20 protein-coding genes are annotated in these 19,555 nt (G+C 44.6%); all 20 read right to left on the bottom strand.

Features of this window, described 5'->3' with window-relative positions; genetic code table 11:
• Window positions 1-130: 130 nt before the first annotated feature.
• On the bottom strand, window positions 131-961 hold the full coding sequence (locus EKG39_RS14600) for an ABC transporter permease (RefSeq protein ID WP_126506483.1): 831 nt from the start codon (window positions 959-961) through the stop codon (window positions 131-133).
• A gap of 1 nt (window position 962) precedes the next feature.
• Window positions 963-1,865: an ABC transporter ATP-binding protein gene (locus EKG39_RS14605; RefSeq protein ID WP_126506484.1), complete on the bottom strand. Its 903-nt coding sequence runs from the start codon at window positions 1,863-1,865 to the stop codon at window positions 963-965.
• A gap of 26 nt (window positions 1,866-1,891) precedes the next feature.
• The gene (nosD, locus tag EKG39_RS14610; RefSeq protein ID WP_126506485.1) at window positions 1,892-3,181 is read right to left on the bottom strand and encodes a nitrous oxide reductase family maturation protein NosD; all 1,290 of its coding nucleotides are present in this window, start codon (window positions 3,179-3,181) and stop codon (window positions 1,892-1,894) included.
• A 6-nt stretch (window positions 3,182-3,187) separates the two neighbouring features.
• A complete protein-coding gene (locus EKG39_RS14615) occupies window positions 3,188-3,676 on the bottom strand; it encodes a nitrous oxide reductase accessory protein NosL (protein ID WP_126506486.1) in 489 nt (162 codons plus the stop codon).
• 170 nt (window positions 3,677-3,846) lie between these two features.
• A complete protein-coding gene (gene nrfD / locus EKG39_RS14620; RefSeq protein ID WP_126506487.1) occupies window positions 3,847-4,794 on the bottom strand; it encodes an NrfD/PsrC family molybdoenzyme membrane anchor subunit in 948 nt (315 codons plus the stop codon).
• Between the two features lie 2 nt (window positions 4,795-4,796).
• Window positions 4,797-5,507 (bottom strand): 4Fe-4S dicluster domain-containing protein, encoded by a 711-nt coding sequence (locus tag EKG39_RS14625; protein ID WP_126506488.1) that lies wholly within the window; start codon window positions 5,505-5,507, stop codon window positions 4,797-4,799.
• A 63-nt stretch (window positions 5,508-5,570) separates the two neighbouring features.
• Complete coding sequence (locus EKG39_RS14630; RefSeq protein ID WP_126506489.1) at window positions 5,571-6,293, bottom strand: tetratricopeptide repeat protein; 723 nt, start codon at window positions 6,291-6,293, stop codon at window positions 5,571-5,573.
• 60 nt (window positions 6,294-6,353) lie between these two features.
• Window positions 6,354-7,145: an FKBP-type peptidyl-prolyl cis-trans isomerase gene (locus EKG39_RS14635; RefSeq protein ID WP_126506490.1), complete on the bottom strand. Its 792-nt coding sequence runs from the start codon at window positions 7,143-7,145 to the stop codon at window positions 6,354-6,356.
• A gap of 62 nt (window positions 7,146-7,207) precedes the next feature.
• Window positions 7,208-7,636, bottom strand: a complete 429-nt coding sequence (locus tag EKG39_RS14640) for a rhodanese-like domain-containing protein (protein WP_126506491.1) — start codon at window positions 7,634-7,636, stop codon at window positions 7,208-7,210.
• A gap of 78 nt (window positions 7,637-7,714) precedes the next feature.
• On the bottom strand, window positions 7,715-9,745 hold the full coding sequence (locus tag EKG39_RS14645; protein WP_126506492.1) for a multiheme c-type cytochrome: 2,031 nt from the start codon (window positions 9,743-9,745) through the stop codon (window positions 7,715-7,717).
• Between the two features lie 607 nt (window positions 9,746-10,352).
• Window positions 10,353-11,636, bottom strand: coding sequence for a winged helix-turn-helix domain-containing protein (locus EKG39_RS14650; RefSeq protein ID WP_126506493.1), 1,284 nt, complete (start codon window positions 11,634-11,636; stop codon window positions 10,353-10,355).
• Window positions 11,637-11,928: 292 nt separating this feature from the next.
• Window positions 11,929-12,768: an ABC transporter permease gene (locus EKG39_RS14655; protein ID WP_126506494.1), complete on the bottom strand. Its 840-nt coding sequence runs from the start codon at window positions 12,766-12,768 to the stop codon at window positions 11,929-11,931.
• A 10-nt stretch (window positions 12,769-12,778) separates the two neighbouring features.
• Window positions 12,779-13,687 carry an ABC transporter ATP-binding protein gene (locus tag EKG39_RS14660; protein ID WP_126506495.1) on the bottom strand — a complete coding sequence of 303 codons (909 nt, stop codon included), beginning with the start codon at window positions 13,685-13,687 and terminating at the stop codon, window positions 12,779-12,781.
• Between the two features lie 7 nt (window positions 13,688-13,694).
• The gene (gene nosD / locus EKG39_RS14665; protein ID WP_425470179.1) at window positions 13,695-14,942 is read right to left on the bottom strand and encodes a nitrous oxide reductase family maturation protein NosD; all 1,248 of its coding nucleotides are present in this window, start codon (window positions 14,940-14,942) and stop codon (window positions 13,695-13,697) included.
• Window positions 14,943-15,061: 119 nt separating this feature from the next.
• On the bottom strand, window positions 15,062-15,550 hold the full coding sequence (locus EKG39_RS14670) for a nitrous oxide reductase accessory protein NosL (protein WP_126506497.1): 489 nt from the start codon (window positions 15,548-15,550) through the stop codon (window positions 15,062-15,064).
• 230 nt (window positions 15,551-15,780) lie between these two features.
• Window positions 15,781-16,728, bottom strand: coding sequence for an NrfD/PsrC family molybdoenzyme membrane anchor subunit (gene nrfD / locus EKG39_RS14675; protein ID WP_126506498.1), 948 nt, complete (start codon window positions 16,726-16,728; stop codon window positions 15,781-15,783).
• 2 nt (window positions 16,729-16,730) lie between these two features.
• On the bottom strand, window positions 16,731-17,435 hold the full coding sequence (locus EKG39_RS14680; protein WP_126506499.1) for a 4Fe-4S dicluster domain-containing protein: 705 nt from the start codon (window positions 17,433-17,435) through the stop codon (window positions 16,731-16,733).
• Between the two features lie 52 nt (window positions 17,436-17,487).
• A complete protein-coding gene (locus tag EKG39_RS14685) occupies window positions 17,488-18,195 on the bottom strand; it encodes a tetratricopeptide repeat protein (RefSeq protein WP_126506500.1) in 708 nt (235 codons plus the stop codon).
• Between the two features lie 33 nt (window positions 18,196-18,228).
• Window positions 18,229-19,017 (bottom strand): FKBP-type peptidyl-prolyl cis-trans isomerase, encoded by a 789-nt coding sequence (locus EKG39_RS14690; protein WP_126506501.1) that lies wholly within the window; start codon window positions 19,015-19,017, stop codon window positions 18,229-18,231.
• Window positions 19,018-19,070: 53 nt separating this feature from the next.
• Entirely contained in the window at window positions 19,071-19,499 is a 429-nt protein-coding gene (locus EKG39_RS14695; protein ID WP_126506502.1) for a rhodanese-like domain-containing protein, read from the bottom strand.
• Window positions 19,500-19,555 lie beyond the last annotated feature (56 nt).

Below are 19,555 nucleotides of genomic sequence, written 5' to 3' on the forward strand. Positions count from 1 at the left end.
ATCGTTTACACAAAGACAACAAGGCAAGCCTAAAACTCATTTTACCCAAGGCAAAAATAACCTTTACCAAAGCTAAGCTTATTGAGCGTTCCAAGCCATTTTACATCTGTTAATCCAACAAGATAATTCATTATAACTGCCTACGTCTAAAGACAAAGTTGGCAACAAACATTAAACCAAAAACCCACAAAGACATCACAAAGTAGAGTGCCGCTTTTCCCCAATCCGATGCAGATAATATTGCAAGGCTGCCGCTGCCCGCATCGGTACCGATAAGATTCATTGCGCGATACAGATCCGTAGGATTCAATGCAATTAAGACATTGATAATGTACTGATTGACGAACGTTATGTCGGCAACTAATAGCGTCAACAACAAGAGATCATAGATGAGCACGAACAGAAACCAAACAAACAGAACCGTCGCAACCGCCTTGGCTTTTTCCGTCGCTGTTAAGCTGACAATATAGCCCAATAAAATAAAGGTGATCGCGAGTAAGATACTGGTCAAAATAAACTGACTGAACTGACCTAACGTGGCGGCAACATCATAGTTTTCACCGAATAGAAGCAAGAGCACTGCTGTCAGCCCAAAAGCGAAACTGATAGTAAAGCTCATTATCACACCATGCCCGATAAGCTTACCCGATAAAATTTGAAATCTGGACAGTGGATAGGAGAGCAGTAACAGTAGAGTCCCGGACTCATCCTCGCCAACGAAGGCATCGTAACTGACTAACATCGCCGCTAAAGGAATAATAAATACAGAAATTGTGGACAGACTCGATATCAAGGCGTCCAATTCCGGCAACGACAATTGGCCAACAACCGCACTACCTGCAAACGTAACACTAAGAGACAGGAGTAAAAAAATAAGAGAGATAAAGATTACCCATCGATTCCTCAGGCTATCCCGGATCTCTTTTTTAGCGATGACCAATACTGGTGAGTGTAATAACATGTTAGCTAACGACCCCAATCTGAGTACATTTTTTCATATGGAAATGATAGATCTCGGCTAAGCCGGGTTCCTTCAAGGCAAAATCAAACAGACCACACTCAGACGTTAAAAATTGCACCACATCTTGCTTGCTTTCCCTATCCAGCAATAGCGCATCATCGGTATAAAGTGAGGCCAGCCGCTCGCTGTCATTAACCAGCGCGGCTAATGAAGGAGAGGTTAACCTTGTCTTTAACCGGCTCTCATATCTGAGTTCACTGAGATTTCCTGATGCCAGACACCGCCCCTGACCTAAAATAAGGGCGGTATCGATATTGTTTTCAATGAGTGATAGCTCATGGGTGCAGACAATCACTGCACACCCGAGCCGCTTAAGTTCATCAATTTTTCCATAGAGAAATTGAGAGGCGACAGGGTCCAGCCCGACAGTTGGCTCATCGAGCAGCAATAATTCCGGCTCACAGAGAATAGCCTGAGCAAAGCCTAACCTTTGCTTCATTCCTTTAGAGTAGGTTTTTAATGCCCGATCTTTGGCATAACCTAAACCAAACTCCTCAATCAACTCACAGACTCTGTTTTTTCCTACGCCCTTGAGTTCAGCGAAGTAGGTTAGAATTTCCTCTCCGGTCAACTTGTCGTAAAAACTTACATTTTCAGGAAGGTAGCCTAACTTCAAGGTTGAGCGATTGGTGTTTTTTCTGATATTTCGCCCTAATATCTGTATCTCACCTCCGGTAGGCGTTATCAAACCGAGCAAGATCTTTATCAGAGTCGACTTACCGGCACCGTTATGACCGAGCAGTGCCATCGTTTGACCTTGTTTCATTTCGAAACTCACATCGTCAAGCGCGACACTCGAGCCAAAATTGTGGCTGATATTTCTGGCAGAAACAGCAGTATTCATCTTACCTCCTGAGTAACCTTCAACGTTCAATGAGAAACACCAAATTCGAAATCGAATGGGGGGCTAAAATTCAATAGTGGATAGCTATCTATGATGCCGCTGGGCTCACCAATCTCAAACTGTCTCTGTACCCATCTAAGCACCATCACTATAGGGCTCCCCATCAAAAAGTTAGCTTCCGGATAGAGCCAGAATAGCCTATCGATATTATCATTTGGCCGATAGGAACTATTGCCAATACCATCAGAGTTGTGATCCCAGCCCAGGTATCCGCTCCAGTAGTTACCACGCCCATCTTTACTCCACTCCAGTAGCTTATCGCCCACATATTTAACCTGACTGAAGTTATCGAAAAATTGATTTTCGTAGACCAGATTACCCTCGCCGCCCATGGCCATATAGAAACCGATATCGCAATGGGCAAAACGATTTCCGACCACCCGATTATCTCTGGCACCATAGATGAAGATCCCCTTTCCCTCTTTACCCTGAATGGGGTTTTCGGCTGGATTATGGATCTGCTCGACTCGATTACCCTCAACGACCGAATCTTGGGTCATATTAAGCAAGATGCCAAAGTCGACGGCGTCCCAAACCTGATTACTGTGCAGATGGATCTGCTTTGAACTCATCAGAGCGTATCCCCCATCGACACGATAACTTTGATTACCGAAGGCTTCATCCATGCTGGAGTACATATAGTGAATGCCGTACTGCTGATCGAAAAAGCGGTTAGAGAATACTTTGCTATGACTTCCCGATTCTATATAGACACCATCGCGAACTTGAGAGATGGCATTACTCCACACCTCTGCCCCGATCACATGGTCGAGATGGATGCCATCACCCCGATCGAGTTTAAACAGCGAAGCGTTGCCGGTGATGATGTTGTCATTAATCTTGATTCGATTTAGCGCTTCGGCTCTGATCCCGAAACCATCGCCGGATAGCCAGTTATTATTGATGCTGACATCATCGCTGCCCTGTATCACCAAGATCCCCGAGTCTCGCTCGTAGTGATCGTTTCCCCAGTGCCGAATAGTGAGACCCGAAATCTCTACACCTGAGGCGTGGATAGTGATAGCACTTCCCTCTCCCTGAGCATCGATAATGCTATCGCCACGGCTGGAAAGAGAGAGAGAACGGTCGATGTCGAACCGGCCTTCATATAGACCAGGACTGAGTATGATGTGATCGCCCGGCTTGGCATTTTCTAACTCTAACCTGAGGCTGTTGGCGTCAAATACCTTGATACTTCCGGCCTGAGAGAGGCCGGAGAAACCAAGAACAACTGCCAAAATACAGATGCGGATCATAGGCGGTTACCCGCCGGCGAGTAGCTCGAGGGTGATCTGTTCATAGCCTAATACGGCTCCCCCGAACTCTTTAGCAAATTGAACGGCCCCCTCTTCGGTGGCAAACGAGGCGACGGCAGGCCCCATCACAGCTTTTCTGCTCGTCCCATACACATACCAGGCCTGAGTCGCATCAATAAAGTACTTATCATCCGGATGTGCCCACTCGGTTGCAGACATATCATGGACCATAAGCGCGGAGATCTGACGCTGATTCTCCGCCTGAAGAGAGAAATTGAACATATCTCTGGTCGAGCAAAACTTAGGAACTATCTCTTCACCTTTTAGGTGTAATTGGCCCTTAGGACCCGGGTATTTCGTTATCATCATGCCACACAGGTGACAACGCTCATGATCATGAATAGCTTGAGCCTCTATAGACTTAGTAATGGCATCACCTCGGCTACATGCAAAAAGAACTGGGATAACCAACAAGATGAGAATAAGTTTTTTCATACATTGTCCAACTCGATAAGAAGTGATGGGGTAACACTCAACACCTTATCGATACCTTGCAGGGAAAAAGCGATAAGGCGTGAGTCGGTATAGCTGTAACTGTTTACGCTACTCCCGATACAAACCTTGCAGGGCGGCGTATCAGGAGTGAGGGCAATTACAGTTCCGGGTTAAATCGCAAAATTCTGACCGGCATAGATGATAAATAACCGCAGGCACATCATGCCAGTGACAGCACATACACCTGATGCATAGAAGGCTTGCGCTGAGTGACTAAAACGCTTACTCGTTGCAAAATTAAGTAATAGTGGGCCACAAAATCCTACCCCTACAACCCCAAGCCAAAATACACCGGCCCAGTCACCTACATGGAAGGCTGAGAACGCGCTTTGCATACCTGCATTACCGGTAAACAGAGACATAGCAATCATAAAGATAAACAGGATCTCGGCTGCCATGATTGGCCATTCAGCACCATGTAGAAGCTTCATATCTTGGCTGTGCATCTCTTCCTTAAACATTGAAACAGCCAGCATTTTTGCACTTGCTGCACCGGCTGAAATACCAGACGCAATAAATAGTGCCGGCAGAACAGAGGTATTAATGATAGGGAAGCGGATCAAAGCAGAGATCAAGAATCCGGTATACGCACACACCGCCATAGCCAGAATCAGTACTGCAACCTCACACGGGCGACGCACTCCTTTTAGCTTCTCAATCACTGGTAGTAATATGCCCAATGCAGGGATTTTACGGATCTCATCTTCGAAAGCGAGCAAGGTGATTAAGGCAACCAGCGGAATATACGCAGTCAGTGCAATAACACCTATCGACATCACTGAGTTAAGGTTGTAGTAAACCAGTATCCGCCAGAAGAACAGTGGATTGGTCAAATCTAAAACCAGACACAACATACCTAAGCTGATGGTCACAAACGAGATCAGTGCAGCCGCCTTATAGAAAGGTGTATTTTCCGTCTGGCCTTTATAGAAACGAATAAATATCGCTGTAGCTATCGCACCACCCGATATCCCTGCAAAGAACAGGTATACCGCAATTGGCCAGGGCCAGGCGATACCATCAGACAGCCCCATAGTGAATTCCATTGAACCGTCCATCTCTATACCCCCAGCTTAACAATAGGTATGTATCTAAGACTTGGCTCGGTACCAAATCCAGGCTTCATACGCACAGAATCCTTTACCCTTAGCAACTTACTGACATAGGATGTCGGATCCTTGATATCACCAAAGATCAATGCGTCATAACGGCACTTCTGAACACAGGCCGGTAGCTCGCCAATCGCCAGTTTGCTATGTAGACAAAAATCGCAGTTATCGGCGACATCGGTCTCTTTATTGATAAAGCGTGCATCGTAAGGACAAGCACCGATACAGTATTTACAACCTGCACATTTGCTCGCATCCATAGTCACGATGCCGGTTTTCTCATCTCTGTGGGCCGCACCAGTTGGGCATACGGTGACACACGGAGCATTCTTACACTGCTGACACGACACTCGGACGAACTTACGTTCACAACCACATTCAGTTGTCTTACCGCAGTGTGGACAAGGCTGCCCTTCCAGCCCACCAGAATGTTGCTCCAACAACAATCTAGACTTACCTTCAGGTAAGTTGTTAGCTAAATTACAGGCCTCCTTACACTCACCACAGCCAGTACACTTATTTTGATCAAACACCATCGCATAATGGGGCTTGTTTGCATCTGACTCCTTCTCTTTGACCGAACTGCACCCTAAGGGCGCTATTATCAAAGAGCTGGCCCCTAAGCATTTAAGGAACCTCCGTCTCTCTATATTTTCACTCACAGCATCCTCCATCTATCAGCTATTTTGCTGATCTGTTTTATATTTATTCGGTTTAACGTGACTCTACTCAGATGCAGTCACTGAACGATTAGCTATTTTTTGCTCGGCTCTTAAAATTGCATTATTAATTGAGTCTCTATTAAAGCTTTGGCTATCACTCTTGAGTAACAACTCCCACTGCTTAATGGCTTCTTCAAAATCTCCATTAAGGTATGCATGAGTGGCCAGTAGTAATCTGGACTGGAATTCATATTCATCGATGGCGAGAGCTCTGGCGATAACGAGATCGATATCTAGACTTATCACTCGGTTATCCCGGTAATACATGGCATTGGCTTTCATGCCTAAAATGCCTGCATCATCGCCCGTTAACTTGAGTAGTTCATCGAAGGTTTTCACTGAATCTGAATAAAGCCCACCATCGGCATAAGATTGAGCCAAATTTAATAATGCAATTTCATTGTTTGGTTGCTCATTAACTGTTTTTGCATTTTTATTGATATCTGCGGTGATCAGGTAATCAATATGTTCATCTAGGATCCCTTTATCCCAGTCACTGAAGTGACCCAGTTGTGAGTAAAGCGATACGCTCGTAAAAAGGAGCACTATGGATAGCAGCACAGGTATCTTTATGTCTAAAGAAGACGTAATCACTTCGCTATCACATGCGTTTGACTGCTTCGCAATATGAATGACCCCTTGATTGTGACACCGGAGATGATGCCGCCAAATCAGCGCTATAAAAGCACAAAGTGTTACCCCGATACCGATAGCAAGACTATTCATAGTGACTCTCTAAAAACGAATTAAACATGTCGAATTTCTGTAATTGAAATCCTGTTATTGTTAGTGGGCTTTGCCCGTTCCCATCATTCCTCCCATACCCATTCCGCTTAGCCCCATACCGTGAGAATTCTCACCAGGCTCTTCAACTTTGACTAACTCGACTTCAAAAACTAATGTGGAGCTCGGCGGAATAATGCCAACTTGTTTTTCGCCGTAGGCCAGTTCAGACGGTATAGAAAACTTGAAGGTAGAGCCCTGTGGCATCAGGGTGATCCCCTCTTGCCATCCTTCAATAACACTCATCAACGCAAAGCGATTCGGCTCATCACGTTCATAGGAGTTATCAAATTCGGTGCCGTCAATTAACAGCCCCTTATAGTGAACCGTTACCACATCTTCAGGGTTCGCCTTACGCCCCTCTCCCATAGTGATGACTTCGTATTGCAGACCAGACTCTGTGACCGTAACCTTGTCACTCTTCTTGTTGTTGGCAAGGTATGTGCTACCTTCGGTCATGTTCTTAAGGGCAATTCGGGCATCCTCTGCCTCACGGGCTGCATTTAACTGTTCGGCACGCTGGTTGAGAAAAGTTAACACCTCTTCATCCGTGTATTTCTGCTCCCCTTTAAGCGCATCGATCACGCCTTTCACCACTAGATCGACATCGACCTCGGCACCTAACTGTGTTTGGCTGTATATCTGACTGGAAACATACTTACCCAATGAAGCACCTATGCTATAGGACTGTTTTTGCACATCTGTGGAGGTATCGTCAGCGGCGATGCTGTAACCAGATACAAACAGAGAGAGACCAGTGATCACAGCAAGGGAACTTTTAGTAAATTTTTTCATATCAATTTTCTCTTAAATTAGTCAAACATCTTTAATTCTGAGCTTTACTGCAGATCCATCTGTTATGGTCTTTCCGTCACTCTGTTAGATAAACGCCACCCATATATTCCGTCATACATATGTCTTACTCCGGTATAACCCAGTTTCATCACGGCTCTTGCCGCTATTTCACTGGCGTTACACAGACGGTTGGCACAGTAAAAAACCATGACCGTATCTTTGTTCTGAGGAAGTAGCTTTTTCCAATCTTTCACGTTGAAATAGATAGCACCTGGAATAAATCCCTCGGCCCAAAGCTCAAGCGTATTAACATCAAAAAAGTAGACCCCCTCTTTACCCACCAGCGTTTCCGCTTCCATCATGGAGATAGGGTTAAGTTGATGCTCATAGACCTTAGCTGGGCCAAAGTCTGAACCACTTCCTGCAAAACAACTTGTAGTACTCAAGAGTAAAGCGATTGAAACTATGATTTGACCAAGTGCTTTCTTCATATTTTTATCTCTTGTTTACCTCGGTACCTCTAATCCGCTGAGGTACCGGGGTAGGTTTTGCTAATGAGTCAGCAAGCCTTATTTAGCCGCGTAACCCGTTCCATCTAAGATGTTTTGCGCTTGTGTTACATAAGTAAGTGCAGCATCCAGACGCTTCTGGCTGTAACGGAAACCGTGTACACCCCAAGAGCCATCTTTAGTGATCAGGTCAACGGTCTCTTGTGCTTTCTCGGCTAGCATCAGTACCTGAGTCTTGTCTTCAACAGACAGCTTAGTGACTTCGAGTAGCTGGTCGATACGCTCAAGCGCTTGCTCAACCTTGGCATGCACCTCTTTAACCGGCGTCTGCCACTTCATCACTTCACCGTAGATCTCTTTCTGATCTTCGTAATGTAAGCCAACTTCAAGCTCAGACTGGAACTGACTGTGACAACCTTTGTTCTCAACTACATCGTGATCAGAGATTGCGGTACGTGCACAAGACCACATAAGATCTAAGTAGTTACGTCCCTCTTCGTTCTTAGCAACGGTCCAACCCTTAACGCCTTCTGGTCCACCGGTACGTGGCTTTCCTTCTGGTGGGTTAAGTGTCTTACGAGTTGGGTCGACATCGATCTTCCACATGTGTGACTTACGAACGGCGTCGAAGCCAGCTTGATCAGGGAACTGCATCGCCTTGAAGTTCTCACAGCTACCCATGTTAGGCATGTGACAGCTTTGACACGTCTGCTCGCTATGGCTATCTGTGTTGCTCGCGATTAACGTTTGAGCTTCGTGACAATCTTTACAGTCTTTCTTAAGCTTTGGCTTAGTGAAACCTGACTTCCAATCGCCATCGGTGACTTCGTGCGGATCGTGACAGGTAGTACAACGCATGCCTTTCTCGTAGTGCTCAGAGTTATACATCTGAGAACCTTCGGTACCACAAGATGGACATAGTGACTTCATCTTCACGCCGAAGGCATACTCGCCCTTCTCTTGTGCTTGAGGCGTGTCGGCTAAGGTATCGTCATACTGGAAACGCTGGTGACAACGCTCACAGTTAGACTGCATGCCACCGGTACCACCATCTAAGTGACCACCTGCGCCATGACACTCTTCACAGGCAATACCTTTGCTGATGGTGTGCTTACGTAGCTCTTCAGGATTACCTAAGGCATCGAAGTACTCTTGCTTGCTTTGGAAGTCGAACTTGAAGGTATGACAAACTTCACAGTAAGAACTCGCTGGTTGGAACAGCATGGCTTCACGGTATTTCGCACCGTATGAGCTCATCCCCTTCTGATGTGAACCCGAAGCGCCGAAGGCTTCAAGTGTTGTAGGGAAGGCAGGAATAACGTCGTTAATCTTCTTCGCCATCTCAGGTGTTAACCACTCTGCCCAACCACGAGAGAACTGGTTAGCACCGGCAACCATCTTACCCGTACCATCTTTAAGCAGACCGCCTTCGATATGATAGGTACCACGCACCATCCATGCATCGATAAAACCATACTTAGTACGAGGTGTACCTACGGTTGCATAGATAGCATCTGGAGTAATACCGTCTGGCAAGATAGAGGTATCTTTTGTCTCATACATGGTTTGTTCAAGATCGTTATCGACCTCAGGGTGATCACCTGGGAAACGAATTGTTTTAGCATGACGCGAACGCTGCCACTTCTCATATTGAGTCGCATGACATTCGGCACACTTTTCAGGACCTACGAAGTTATTTGGATAATCAAGAATTGATTTAGCACCGAGGCGATACTGTACCGCTCGAGGCGTTCCTACACGCTTAGAGTATTTAGGGCTGTGGCCGGTATCGAGATATTCCTCGCCACGATCACTGATGTGGTAATCACCGACCAGATTTCCCGCTTCCTGGTATTTAAACATCGGATGATTTTCAAAAAGGAAATCGAACAACTCCTCCTCTTGCACAATGTAATCGTGCAGCGTTTTCACGCCATTGATCTTCTCTGTTCCCTGGTAATTAGCAATCGACTCTTTAGCCGTTTTTCCCATTTGAGGTATGCTGTCATACTTTCCGGCAGCGTTCGCATTGGCAATGGCACCAAAACAAAACAGCACACTTAAGGCTACCTTGTGTTTCCATCGTCTCATCATTCACTCCTACTTATCATTGTTTTATTTTTCATGTTTTTGGCATGTCTTTATAAACATGCTTTTTTGAATCTAACCGTTCACCGATTGACCTAAACAACTGAGCAACACCTATTTTCCAGATAAAAAACAGTAAAAATTTGCTTCAAAGCACACTAAAAAAAACATCAGGTTCAATCAGATGTAAAACCAATATTTACAATTAAATTCAGTAGGTTAAACATTTCAAAAAATATCATTTTAGAAATAAAAGTCGTTCTTTTAGTTCTGTTTAGGGTCAAAAAATGATGAAGAAGTGAGCAAAATCTTGAGTGGGTCACAATAAGGTATTGAAGTGAGAGAGCAGGCAGAGTATCTGAGAAGGAATAAAACCGGGATGTGAATAATACCAATCGGTATAACCTGTCACGGGACGAGTACGCTAGCTGAGGAAGGAATGTAAAGCTAGCCCTGCTTTGGGCATGTAATCTGCCTCAGTGGCTTGTAAAGAGGCTGAGAGAGATGTGGACATAACCGCCTTGCGGAAGAAACGAAACGACCAAATACAAAAAAGCCCGTAATCTATACGGGCTTCAACTGACAGGGTAGGAATCGTACCAAATAGGTATTAGATATCGACCTTGTCATATTTGTACCATGCCGTAACCTGACCGAATAGAGGTGTGATCCATACCGCGGTCTTATCATTCTGATATATACGGAAGAAGTAGAGCTCTTCATCCTTAATATCGCGCTTTCTCAGATCACGATAAAAGGGAACCGCCGAGGCATTGAGTCTCTCGGGTTTAATCAGATCTTTCTGCTGTACGCTCACCTGAAAAGCATCGACTTTGAGATCATCAATTGTCTCGCTGTATTGCTTAAACTTGCCCCTTATCTTGTACTTTATCGGCGTTGTCAGACAATCCTCGTCGGTAATACAGGTCGAAGAGTGAAACTCACCCGTATTGTCCGAATCATAGATGAGAGACATACTGATATCAGACCTGATCAGCAACTCCCCCTTCACTGGAAAATAGACATCGGCATGATAGTGATGCTCGATAAGCGCCCCGACACCCTCTTCGCTCTCAGGCAACATGATTCGGTTGTAGCGAATCCTCTGCTCCATCTTTTTCGACAACTCGGCAAAATCTTTCATATTTAAGCCAGCTGGCTCAGAGTCGACGGAGGTGATATTGATTAATCCGTTTCCGGAGCACAGCTCTTTATCATCGCCCGGACAGATGGCCATCGAGTAATTTGTACCATCAGTGGCTACAAATGCATTAAAACCCGGGTAGGAGGTAAGGTAATTACCATCAGAATCGAGATGCTTTTCCCACATGGATGGATGGAGGTGAGGAGCGCCATCTTTATAAAGCAGCTGCGCATCTCCGGTGATCCCGCCAATTTTAAGCTCAACCTGCTTATCGGCGCTCCAAAGAGACAAGCTCTTATTTACCTTGTGGTAATCACTAGAGTACCAGGCGAGTAAAACCAAAAATAACGCAAACAAAATACCCGAAATTTTTACCACCAGTGAGACATCGACAATAGCTGCTCGCATAGACTCGGCATCATTAACGGCCAACATTTTCACATGAGATTGTGTCGATATATGCAGCTGATATCCACGACGAGCAATCGTTTTGAGTTGCACCTCTCTATAGGGATCGAGTTTCTTACGCAGCGTACTGATACACTGAGTTAAGGATGTTGCTGCAACCACGCGATCGGGCCAACCGGCACTGAGCAGCTCATCTTTAGAGCAGACAGAGTTGGAAGAGAGTAGCAGGCGATTCAGCACCGCAGACTCAGAGAATGTCAGGCTAATATTCTTGCCATTTACGTGATCAACTAAATGATTGGCTTCTGTATCTAACTCCAGATAAGGAGTGATTTTTAACACCATTAACCCCTACTATTTCTCTATGCTTATTGCGTTATTTGTCACTTTAACAACACTCTAAATTTTACAATTATGCAATCGAGGAGAATGTGATAATTCACTCATAATTTGTAGTGTGCGTCCCCCTATTTAAAGGTAATGTTCACAAATTTAGAATTTAATGATATTCAAGGTTAAAAGCAGGTGAATACGCTCGAAACTCTAACCGAAAATAAATCCATTATCGCGCATAGTTACAATCGGTTATTGCCATTAAATTTTAGGTTAAGCCGTTGTCACTTTTCATGCTGAATCAAAGGCGTTTACGCTTAAAAACACCATGAGAGATCCAACTTAACACCGCTATCCATGACAACATCAAGGCATACGTCCCCGCTAACCCCCAATCGCTCTGAGAGATCATCGCAAGACTCCCTCTCGCGTCTCCCCCATCGATAGCCATCAGGTTAATGGCCCGATAGAGATCGGTCGGACTTAACGCAATTAATATATTCACGACATATTGATTCACGAAAGAGAGATCTGAAACCAAAATCGTCAGTAATAACAGATCATAGATAAGTACAAACAGAAACCACACCAAGAGCAGACAGCCCACCGCCTTGGCCTTCTCAGTGCTTTTAAGACTGACGATGTAACTGAATAAAATAAAGGTCAAGGCCAACAAGTTACTACTTAGCAGGAACTGAGCAAATGCAGCTATTAACTCAGAAGCTTGATATTGCTCACCGATTAGCAGTAACAGTATTGCCGTCAGCCCGAAGGAAAAACCGGTTGCCAACAGCATAACAGTCATGTGCCCGAGTAATTTCCCACAGAGGATTTGCGATCGAGTCAGAGGGTAGGAGAGCAGCAGGAGCAGAGTTCCGGACTCATCTTCACCGACGAAGCTATCATAGCTGAGTAAGATTGCCGCTAAAGGGATGATAAATACCGATATGGTCGACAGGCTACTCATCAAGCTGGCTAGATCCGGAAGGTAGAGACTTCCGGTTACTGCACTACCGGCAAAAGTCACACTCAAAGAGAGTAGCAAAAAGATGCTACCCATGAAGCCCATCCAATGATTTCGGGAGCAATCACATATCTCTTTAGCGGCGATAATCAAAACGGGAGATGTTAGTTTGTTCATATACACTCTATTATTGCTGTGCTGACTGATCCACAAGGGGATGCATCATCAAATCATGATAAATATCTTCGAGCTTTGGCTTATGTAAGGTGAAATCGAAGATCTGACACTGTGATACTAAATACTTAATCATTTGTTGCTTTTGAGCCGACTCTACCTGTAAGCGGCCATCGATAAAAAAGCGCCTCAAGTAGTGATCACGCTCAACCCATGAAGCCAGTTCGGCGAACTCAATCCCGGTCTTAATCGAACTGCCGGCACTCAGCTCAGAGCTTGTTCCCAGCGCCAGTCGCCTCCCTTTAGACATTATCAAAGCGGTATCCATATGAGACTCGACAAGCGAGAGTTCATGAGTACTCACTACTACAGCGCATCCAGCCTGTTTCAGCTGATTGATTTTTCCATAGAGAAATTTAGAAGCTTGAGGATCCAGTCCGACAGTGGGCTCATCGAGTAACAAGATGCCCGGCTCAGATAATATGGCCTGTGCCACACCCAAGCGTTGTTTCATCCCTTTCGAATAGGTCTTAAGCTGTCTGTCCTGAGCATAACCAAGCCCAAACTCATCGATAAGATCGGCGACACGAGTTGGACGCACTCGCTTAAGGGCCGCAAAGTAGTTCAACACCTCCCTACCGGTTAGCTTGTCGTAAAAACTAACATCTTCAGGCAGGTAACCCAGATTAATTTTATGCTTATGGTGAGATAATTTCCCCTGCGAGCCCATAATATTTACAGAACCTGAGCTGGGTGTGATTAACCCAAGTATAATTTTGATTAAACTGGATTTTCCGGCACCATTATGACCCAGAAGCGCCATTGTCTGCCCGGATTCAACCTCAAAACTGACTCCGTCTAAGGCGGTAAAGTCATCGTATTTGAGGCCAATATCGGTCAGCTTTATCGGAATTTCATTCATAACAACCTCACAACTCCATATCGGCAGAGATCAGGGGGAAACTATCCACAATGCCATTAGGCTCTGTGAACTCAAATTGGCTTTGTACCCATCTAAGCAGAGCCACCACAGGGCTATTCATTAAGAAACCAGCTTCAGGATAAAGCCAAAAAAGCTTATCTAAGCCGTCATTGGGTCGGTATGAGTTGTCGGCAATGCCATCCCTGTTACTGTCCCAGCCCATATAACCACTCCAGTAATTACCTCTGTTATCATTACTCCACTCCAGAAGTTGATCCCCGACATACTTAACTTGAGTTCTGTTATTCACAAAGTGGTTGCCATAGACAAGGTTGCCCTCTCCCCCCATTGCCATATAGATACCTATATCACTGGTTGTAAAGAGGTTATGCTTGATTTCATTATCTAAGGCACCATAAACAAAGATCCCTTTGCCCTCATTTCCAAGCTCAACTTTTCCTTGAGGGTTATGTGCTTCCGATACCCGATTCGCGGATACGTTCGAGTTATGGGTCATGTTGAGTAATACCCCGAATTCTCTGGCTCCACTGACGCGATTACGATATAGATTGATATCTTCTGAACTCATCAAGGCATAGCCACCATCGACATTCATCGCCTCATTGCCGTAGGCCTCATCATGCTTGGAATACATATAATGAATACCGTATTGTTGCTCGGAGAATCGATTATCAATCACCAGGCTGCGCTTCCCTTCCTCGATATAAACTCCGTCTCTGACATGGAAGATTTGATTGCCTTCGATCACCGGCGACTCAACCCTCTTGAGATAGATACCATCGCCTCTGTCTAATTTATACCGCTCGGGGTCTCCGGAGATGATATTGTCAGAGACGGTAATATTCGCCGAGTTTTCGGCACAAACACCGAAACCGCCACCGGTTAACCGGTTAGATTCGACTCTCGCTCGATTAGCAAAATCCTGGATTAAGATGGCGGAGTCTCGCTCGTAAAGATCGGCTCCCCAATTCTGGATCTCAAGGTTCTTAATAGTCACATCGGAAGCGAAGATGATGATGGCACTACCTCTGCCCTGCGCATCGATGACGGCACCCTTCTCCCCCGCTAATGTGATCCCATGGTGGATCTCAAACTGCCCCGGATAGATTCCGGCGCGCAGTAAAATTGAGTCTCCCCGGCGGGACTCTGCTAAAAGTGCCTTAAGTTCTTCGGAATCGCTAACACTGTAGGTCGCAGCAAAACTCACCGAAGAGAAGAGCAGGGCTGACAGCATAAACAGGCATAAAGTCACAAGCGCAAACAAGAGTTTGAAGCCATGACATTGACACCTATGTCTGAGCATTTGACGAAGAAGGGCATTTTTCACGATATTTATCATCGAATTACTGTCTGTTACTCGCCGGATAGCAGGGCAATATCGACCTGTTCGAACGGAAGAACGGCGCCGCCATACTCTTGGGCAAACTTCACGGCCTGAGATTCACTCTTAAAACTGGCAACTGCAGGTCCCATGACCGCTTTTTTACTGGTACCGTATACATACCAAGCCGCTTTGGCATCGATAAAGGCATCATCACTCGGGTGATCCCAATCCGTCGACCCCATATCATGAACAAATAACGCAGAAATCTGGCGCTTATTTTCGGCCTGCAGTGAAAAGTTAAACATATCTCGGGTAGAGCAAAACTTAGGTACAACCGATTGCCCTTTCAGATGAACTTGCCCCTTAGGACCCGGGTATTTAGTGATCATCATCCCGCACAGGTGACATCGTTCATGCTTTTCAATTGCTTCGGCTTTAACTTGTTGAACATCTGCAGCGCCTTGAGTACAGGCGAAGAGCGTTGGGATCAGGAATAATGTACAGATTAACTTTTTCATATTGTCTCCAATGATGCTTTCAGGCCAAGCTCCTGTTACAACCTTGCAGGGGCGATTCAACAGGAGCCGGCTTACTCACAGCTAGTCTCATTTAATCAATAATGGCTCATGCAAATAGGGATTCACCACATCGAAAGATACGCTTAGGGGAACGCACTCCGATGGAAAACTCACTATTATTTCCAATTAATATTGACCAGCAAAACACCTTAGTTCAGATGTATAGGTAACTAAATGCCATGGTTTTGGCCGGCGTAGATGATAAATAAACGCAGACACATCATGCCGGTAACCGCACACATACCAGACATATAAAGCGCCTTAGCCGAATGGCTGAATGCTTTACCTGTTGCAAAGTTCAAGAACAGTGGGCCGACAAAGCCAATTCCGACAATACCAATCCAGAAGACACTCGCCCAGGTACCACTATGAAAAGCAGCAAAGGCACTTTGCATACCTGCATTACCTGTAAACAGAGACATAGCAATCATAAAGATAAACAGGATTTCGGCAGCCATAATTGGCCACTCAATACCATGCAAAATCTTCATGTCGCTGCTGTGTACCTCCTCTTTAAACAGACCAACAGCCAACATTTTTGCAGCTGCAGCACCGGCAGAAAGGCCCGATGCAACAAAAAGTGCCGGCAATACCGAGGTGTTGATAATTGGGAAGCGAATTAACGCCGAAATCAGGAAGCCGGTGTAGGCACACACAGACAGCGCAAGCACCAATACCACTCTCTCTGACGGGACACGTACTCCACGCAACTTAGCGATGACAGGCAACAGAAAATGCAACGCAGGAAATGCCCTGATCTCATCTTCCATTGCAAACAGCGTCACCAGGGCAACTAACGGTATATAAGCCGATAACGCAATCACACCAATAGACATGACAGAGTTAAGGTTATAGAAGACAAGTATTCGCCAGAAAAACAGCGGGTTAGTCAAGTCTAATACCAGACATAACATTCCCAGTGATATCGTTACCAGCGACAGTAAAGATGCCGCTTTCAGAAATGCTGTATTCTCAGTTTGCTGCTTATAGAATCGGATAAACAGTGCAACAGAGAGTGCACCACCAGAGATCCCAGCAAAAAACAGATAAACAGCAATCGGCCAAGGCCAGGCAATCCCTTGAGATAGCCCCATGGTAAATTCAATACTACCGTCCATTATTACACTCCTAACTTAACTATGGGTATGTAGCGCAAACTAGGCTCAGTTCCGAAGCCAGGCTTCATTCGAACTGCATCTTTCACTCTGAGCAACTTACTTACATAGGAGTTTGGATCATTGAGATCACCAAAAATTAATGCATCGTACCGACAAGCTTGAACACAGGCAGGCAGTTCACCCTTAGACAGTTTTGAGTTCAAACAAAAATCGCAGTTATCAGCAACATCAGTTTCTTTGTTGATAAAGCGGGCATCATATGGACAAGCACCGATACAGTATTTACAACCTGCACACTTACTTGCATCCATAGTGACGATGCCGGTTTTCTCATCTCGATGCGCTGCACCCGTTGGACACACAGTGACACAGGGAGCGTTCTTACACTGCTGACAAGAAACTCGAACATATTTACGTTCACAATCACATTCAAGTTTTCCGCAATGAGGGCACTTCTCGCCCACAACGCCACCGGACTGCTGTTCAAGCAGGAGCCGTGATTTACCTTCAGGTAAATTATTTGCAGTGGTACAGGCAAGCTTACACTCACCGCATCCGGTACACTTATTTTGGTCGAACACCATTGTGTAGTGGGGTTTATTACTCTCCCCATCCTCTTTGACAGAGCTACACCCTAGCGGTGCAATAATCAAAGAGCTGGCTCCTAAACACTTAAGGAACCTCCGCCTCTCTAAATTTTCACTCACAGCATCCTCCGATATTCGCCATTAGACGAACTATATTTTTTATTAATTCAAATCATTTTCTAGCGATTAACTTTTTCTTTGCATTATCAATCGCAAACTCAATTGCATTTCTATTAAATGACTGCTTAGTATTTTTTAATAAAATTTGCCAGTGTTCTATGGCAATTTGATAGTCTTGATCTATATAGGCATCATTAGCTAATAACACTCTAGTGTTGAAATCATACTGATATAAAGCTAGCGCACTTTTAGTCAGCAGTTTAACTTCACTAGTCATAGAACGATGGTTCATATAATAAAGTGCTGTCGCTTTTAACCCGATAACCTCGGCATCATCACCCATATAGTTCAACAACTCATCTAAAGCCTCAATAGCCTCAAGGTATAGGCCTCCATCCATTGATACTTTAGCCAAGCCCATGAGCACAAATTTATCGTTCGGATGCTCATCGGCCTGTTTTCTTGCTCTGTTTATTTCCGCAGCGAGTAAATAATCGACATTAGTATCGGCTCTGGCTAAATCAATTTCGTTGTAACGACCTAAATATGAATAGATAGTAACAACACTGATAAGAACAGTAGCATTTAACAACAGTACAAATGCAAAACTGGAGCCATTATACTTAGTTCGATTAGAGTCAAACTCATCATAACTACCAAAAAATGGCGTATATTTAATTCTATATAAAGTGTGATGACCAAAAAATGTCATTAACAATAATATACAAACAATAACAATACTAATTAGTAATATATTCATAATGGCGACTCTCTTTAACTGCGATAGTGGTGCTTATTTATGTGGATTAGCACCCATCATGCCACCCATGCCCATACCACTGAGGCCCATGCCATGAGAGTTTTCACCGGGTGCTTCAACCTTGATGAGCTCAACTTCAAAAACTAACGCAGAGTTGGGAGATATCATGCCAACTTGGCGCTCCCCGTAGGCAAGGTCAGAAGGGATATTGAACTTATACTTAGCCCCCTCCTTCATCAACTGCAGCCCCTCTTGCCAACCTTCAATCACAGTTACCAGTGAAAACCGATTCGCTTCATCACGTGTGTATGAGTTGTCAAACTCAGTTCCATCAATGAGGTAACCTTTATAGTGAACAGTAACGACATCATTAGCTTGTGGCTTTGCACCACTGCCCAGATTAATGATTTCATACTGTAGACCGGAGTCAGTAGTTCTCACATCTGCACTTTTTTTGTTTTCGGCCAAAAACTTCTCACCGGCAACTAAGTTTTTAAGTGCAAGATCTTTATCTCTCTCTTCCTTAGCCGTATTTAACTGCTCGGATCGAATATTGAGGTAAGAGACAATATCTTCATTAGATAATTTTGACTTGCCTTTCAATGCATCAAGCAGCCCCTCTACGACGATATCAACATCGACCTCAGCGCCGAGCTGTGTCTGACTATATAATTGGCTGGAAATATAATTACCAAAAGATGCGCCGATACTATATGACTCTTTATTACTGTCGGCCAGCAACTCTGCCTCGGCCATGCATGGCACAGATAAAAATACTGGCAAACAAGAAATTGCAAGGATACTTTTTTTAAACATTTTCATAAATCACTCTATATAATTAATATTTAACTGGACTCGGTGAAACAACATCTGATTTATGGCCTTTCTGTTTGTCGGTTTGACAATCTCCAGCCATAAATACCGTCAGGCATCTGTCTAACACCGGTATAACCTAGCTTCATTACAGCTCTCGCTGCTATTTCACTTGCATTGCATAGACGGTTCGCACAATAAAAAATCATCTCTGTATCTTTATTTTTTGGCAGTAACTTTTTCCAGTCTCGGACATTAAAATAGATAGCACCCGGAATATATCCCTCTGCCCACAGCTCTAATGTATTAACATCAAAAAAGTAAACTCCCTTCTTTCCAACTAATGTCTCAGCTTCCATCATGGTGATGGTATTTAATTGGAACTCATGATGTTTAGCCGGAGCCATTTCCGAACCTCCACCAGCAAAAACATTCGAAGATAGTGCAGTTGAAAAGAAAGTTAAAAAAATTATTCCAAGTACTTTATTCATAATGATTCTCATATTTGCTTCGATCACTTCTACTCATAAAAATGATCGAAGCTTGT

The organism is Shewanella atlantica (genome assembly GCF_003966265.1).
Classification (GTDB): domain Bacteria; phylum Pseudomonadota; class Gammaproteobacteria; order Enterobacterales; family Shewanellaceae; genus Shewanella; species Shewanella atlantica.